The 4382-nt window shown below is 37.3% G+C and carries 5 protein-coding genes and 1 tRNA gene; all 6 read left to right on the forward strand.

The features are described from left to right. Positions 1 to 13: 13 nt before the first annotated feature. Positions 14 to 472, forward strand: a complete 459-nt coding sequence (locus Q1V95_RS08765; protein WP_300672820.1) for a hypothetical protein — start codon at positions 14 to 16, stop codon at positions 470 to 472. A 96-nt stretch (positions 473 to 568) separates the two neighbouring features. Beyond that, the gene (locus Q1V95_RS08770) at positions 569 to 1501 is read left to right on the forward strand and encodes a ferric siderophore ABC transporter substrate-binding protein (RefSeq protein WP_300672812.1); all 933 of its coding nucleotides are present in this window, start codon (positions 569 to 571) and stop codon (positions 1499 to 1501) included. 56 nt (positions 1502 to 1557) lie between these two features. Further along, complete coding sequence (locus Q1V95_RS08775; protein ID WP_300672814.1) at positions 1558 to 2196, forward strand: MotA/TolQ/ExbB proton channel family protein; 639 nt, start codon at positions 1558 to 1560, stop codon at positions 2194 to 2196. Positions 2197 to 2198: 2 nt separating this feature from the next. Continuing rightward, a complete protein-coding gene (locus Q1V95_RS08780; protein WP_300672816.1) occupies positions 2199 to 2864 on the forward strand; it encodes a hypothetical protein in 666 nt (221 codons plus the stop codon). A gap of 73 nt (positions 2865 to 2937) precedes the next feature. Beyond that, the gene (locus Q1V95_RS08785) at positions 2938 to 4206 is read left to right on the forward strand and encodes a folylpolyglutamate synthase/dihydrofolate synthase family protein (protein WP_300672818.1); all 1269 of its coding nucleotides are present in this window, start codon (positions 2938 to 2940) and stop codon (positions 4204 to 4206) included. A gap of 49 nt (positions 4207 to 4255) precedes the next feature. Then, positions 4256 to 4330: transfer RNA gene (locus Q1V95_RS08790), tRNA-Val, on the forward strand. The last annotated feature ends 52 nt before the right edge of the window (positions 4331 to 4382 follow it).

Here is a 4382-nt window from a genome sequence, read left to right on the forward strand (position 1 = left end):
AGTAAACCTTACAATGAAAGGGCTATTAAAAATTTATCATCCGGATGAAACTTTAAAATATCACATCCAGAACACGTATTGCAAAGCAGTCTACAACAATTCGTTAAACACTTTGGAAGTTGAAATAATTACGGATGACTCGCTAGACCACGTAGATGACGATTCGCTTCAGTACAATTTTCCACAATTGTCATTCAAAGTTTCCGACTTCCCTATTAATTCGGGAGAACTTCAAAATCAAAGCTTCAAAATTGAAGATAACGACGACGGACAATATACCGAAGTTGACTTGTATGATGACGAAGAAGCTTACTTGTATGACAATGAATTAAGTTTTGACCTTAATGAAAAAGGAGAACTTCAACTTTTTTGGCAAGGCGAGATTGACGACTTCTATACAGGCAGCGACGAGCCGATTCCGTTTAAGCTAAAATGTCATTTCAAACAAGATGACATCGAAGTTGACGACTAGTCGATAATTTAACCAAATACTATAAAACCTATCTAACTCGTTATAATAAATATTTATAATGATAGATAGGCTTTTCTTTAATAAAACCAAACGTAAATGTATCAAGATTTAGACGACATAGTATTCGAAGACCGACATAAAGCTTACGGCGCTTATGCTTTTCGTAAACATTATGATTATACACTTACTAAGGCTTTAGTAATAGGTGTTGCGGTATTTTTGGCTTTATTTTTATTATTCTTTTCTGGAATAAAAGTTCCGAATACGGACAAAAAAACGGTTCCGGAAGATATGGTACAAATGGACATTACCAATATGCTTATTAATTTTGGAGACAACACCAATGGAAAAGGCATTGAGGAACCAAAGAAACAAGAATCGAGTCCTGCCCCACTTATCGAAAAACATCAGGAAGAGGTTGCTGAAATAGAAAAACCAAGCATCGAAAAAGCCGACAAGCCAATTCCTGAAAACACAGTTCCTGTCCCAACTCGAGAAAAAGCAGTTGTTGTAACACCAAAAGCTTCGAAAGCTGACAAAAAAGCGACTAGCATAACGACATCTACCACTACTAAGAAAACGGATGCAGCGCCAAAAGCAAAAGGCAATATCAAAAAAGAAGGCGGCACAGGCGATGGTCAAGGCAATGCTGCGATTGGAAGTCTGCTCGCAGGTCGAGGCACAAAAGGTTCTAGTCAAGGAACTGGCTCTGGCATTGGAAATGCGGGCGATCCGCTAGGAGGTGACGGCGATGGCGACAGCAAAATTGGTATCGATAGAAAATTGGTTGGCTTTATTCCTGGAACGATGGGACGAGGTGGCGCACAGCCAAAACACGATTGTTCTGGATCTGGAAGTATAAGTATCGCCTACACCGTTGACAAAGCTGGCAATGTAATCTCGGCAACGCGCTCTTCAGGCGTTTCTGACCCTTGTGTAGTATCTACTTCTGTTAAATGGGTGAAGCAATATGTGAAAGCAGAAAAATCGAATGTTTCTTCAAAAGGAACTTATAAAATCGTCTTTTAGATTTCTTTTAAACCTAATAAAAACCTAACTTTAACGTCATAAATTTTTAAAATCAAATGGCAGACAAACATATTTCTGTATTAGAATTTCTTTTCGGAAACGGACTTATTGTAACCCTAATTATTGTTCTTCTTTTATTAATCGGATTAGCAACCTGTTACTTCTTTTTTGTACGAGCGATGAAGCTTAACAAAGAGAATAAAGTTGATCCTTATTTGATTAAAAACATTACCGATATGCTTAGTGAAGCACGTGTAGATGCAGCAAGTGATTTTTGTAGAAGAGACAATTCGCCAGAAGCGCGTTGTATCGAAAAAGGTCTTTCGCGTGTTGGGCGTCCTATCAGCGAAATCTCCAATGCGATGGAAACACAAGCACAAGTCGAAGTTCATTACGCAGAAAAATATGTTAATTATTTGGCTAGCTTTTCTGGCATTGCTCCTATTTTGGGAAGCATCGGAAGCGTGATTGCATTTGCTTCGATTTTTTCTGGGATGAGCCACACATCAATTGACTCTCAACAAGTGATGTCAGCAGCTTTCTACAAAGCTTTGTCTCCAGCTCTAGTTGGCTTAATCGTAGGCTTTTTGGCTTATATTTTCAATAATTATTTGGTTGCAAAAATCGATTACATGGTGATGAAGATTCAGTACCATACCAACGAGTTTTTAGACGTAATTAACAAGCCTGCATAAAAATGAATTTCCGTCGAAGAACCAAAAGCTTAACTGGTATTCCCGCAGGTCTTTACGTTGTTTTGGCTTTATTGGTTATTAGTTTCTTTTGGGCAAATTCTCATTTTACACATCCAGAGGCTGGCATACCACCTGACACAATTGACAGTCTTGTTTCTGTACCTCAATCTAGCGTTGAAGAACCTACAACAGACAGTCTTTCGAAGCCTGATATCTATATCCCAGATGTTGCCGTAAAGCCAATGACAGATAGCATTCCCGCAAAAGTTGAACCTCAAAAAGAAGTCCTAAAGGAAAAACTTGAAGACAAGAAAGAAGATAAAGTAGTTGACAAAAAGGAGGATCAAAAAAAGAAGAAAGACGAAGAAGATAAAAAATCGAATGACCCTAAAAAAACCAAAATCGGAAGCGACCGAAAGCTAATTAGTTTTATTCCAGGTACGATGGGCAATGCAGGAAAACTCCCATCTAATAATTGCAAAACCAAAGGCGAACTCACCATGAATATTACAATTAACGAAGCTGGAAATGTAATTTCTGCTGGACGTAGTAAAGGGATTTCGGAACCTTGTGCGGTTACAGCTGCAGTTATTTGGTTAAAAAAATATGTTAAGGCGGAGAAAAAAGCCAACGAAACATCAACAGGAACTTACACCATTAAGTTTTAAATTATTATTAAACTTTCGAATCTTTAATAATTTAAAGGTTCTCAGCATTACTTTTACACCATAATTAAAAATTATGTCGTTAAAATCGCCATCAGAATTTACTGAAAATAATTATCTGGAAGCCATCGACTGGCTTTTTGCACAAATCCCCAATTACCAACGAGACGGACAATCTGCATACAAGCCAGGATTGCAAAATATCACCAAACTTTGCGACTATTTTGGCAACCCACAAGAAAGCTTAAAATGCATCCACATTGGCGGAACCAACGGCAAAGGATCGACAAGCAATATGTTGGCTTCAATCCTACAAAAAGCGGGTTACAAAATTGGACTTTACAATTCGCCACATTTGATTCACTTTACCGAACGTATCAAAGTTAATGGAAAGCAATGTGACAAGCTTTTTGTTTATGAAATGATTCAAAAATTGCAAAATGTGCCAGAGGATATTCAACCTTCTTTTTTTGAATTTACGACCATTATGGCATTTGAGTTTTTTAAACGTCAAAATGTTGATTACGCCATTATCGAAGTTGGACTCGGAGGACGATTGGATGCTACCAATATTATAAAGCCTTTGGTAACCGCAATTACAAATGTCCAACTAGATCATCAAAACGTTTTGGGTGATACAATCGAAGAAATTGCTTTCGAAAAAGCAGGTATTATCAAAAGTAATATTCCTGTAATTTCTGGCGATGACAATCCAATTGTTAAAAATATTATCAAAAATAAAGCACTCGAAGTTGGCGCAGAATACATCGACGCGATAAGCTTAGAAATTGACTATCCATCGGATCTGCAAGGAAACTATCAAAATAAGAACAAAAAAGTTGTCTTTGCGATTGTTGAAGAATTACAAAAACTAGGCTTAAATATCAGCGAAGACAATATCCAGCAAGGATTTCTGAATGTGCATCGAAATACTGGATTTATTGGACGTTGGTTTGTCTTTGCCGAAAAGCCGCTGACGATTTGCGATACAGGACATAATCAAGCAGGATTGGAACAAGTTTTTGAACAACTCAATGCATTTCCACAGAAAAAACATATTGTTCTAGGTTTTGTCAATGATAAAAAAATTGACGAAGTCATGAAAATCCTTCCTCACAATGCTGACTATTATTTTGTAAAACCAGCTATACATCGTGGTCGTCATCCGCAAGAATATCAAAATCTGCTAGAGGATGCTAAAATTTTTTATAAAATTTTTGAAAATGTGCAGGACGGCTATCTTACTGCAAAACAAGAAGCTACAAACGAAGAAATAATTTTTATTGGTGGAAGCAACTTTGTTGTTGGAGAATTTTTAGAAAAAAATTTGGAGAATAAAGAATAAGTTGTATATTTGCACCACTCAAAACGAGAGAAACAAAATCTCGAAAAGAGGGTTCTTAGCTCAGTTGGTTCAGAGCATCTCGTTTACACCGAGAGGGTCGGGGGTTCGAATCCCTCAGGACCCACACAAAGGAAACGAAACCTTTCAAAAAAATTCGGGTTCTTAGCTCAGTTGGT

It is taken from the genome of Soonwooa sp. (genome assembly GCF_030151385.1).
Classification (GTDB): domain Bacteria; phylum Bacteroidota; class Bacteroidia; order Flavobacteriales; family Weeksellaceae; genus Soonwooa.

Coding starts and splice junctions, on each gene's coding strand:
- Q1V95_RS08765 (WP_300672820.1), top strand. CDS start 14: ATGAAAGGGCTATTAAAAATTTATCATCCGGATGAAACTTTAAAATAT.
- Q1V95_RS08785 (WP_300672818.1), top strand. CDS start 2,938: ATGTCGTTAAAATCGCCATCAGAATTTACTGAAAATAATTATCTGGAA.
- Q1V95_RS08775 (WP_300672814.1), top strand. CDS start 1,558: ATGGCAGACAAACATATTTCTGTATTAGAATTTCTTTTCGGAAACGGA.
- Q1V95_RS08780 (WP_300672816.1), top strand. CDS start 2,199: ATGAATTTCCGTCGAAGAACCAAAAGCTTAACTGGTATTCCCGCAGGT.
- Q1V95_RS08770 (WP_300672812.1), top strand. CDS start 569: ATGTATCAAGATTTAGACGACATAGTATTCGAAGACCGACATAAAGCT.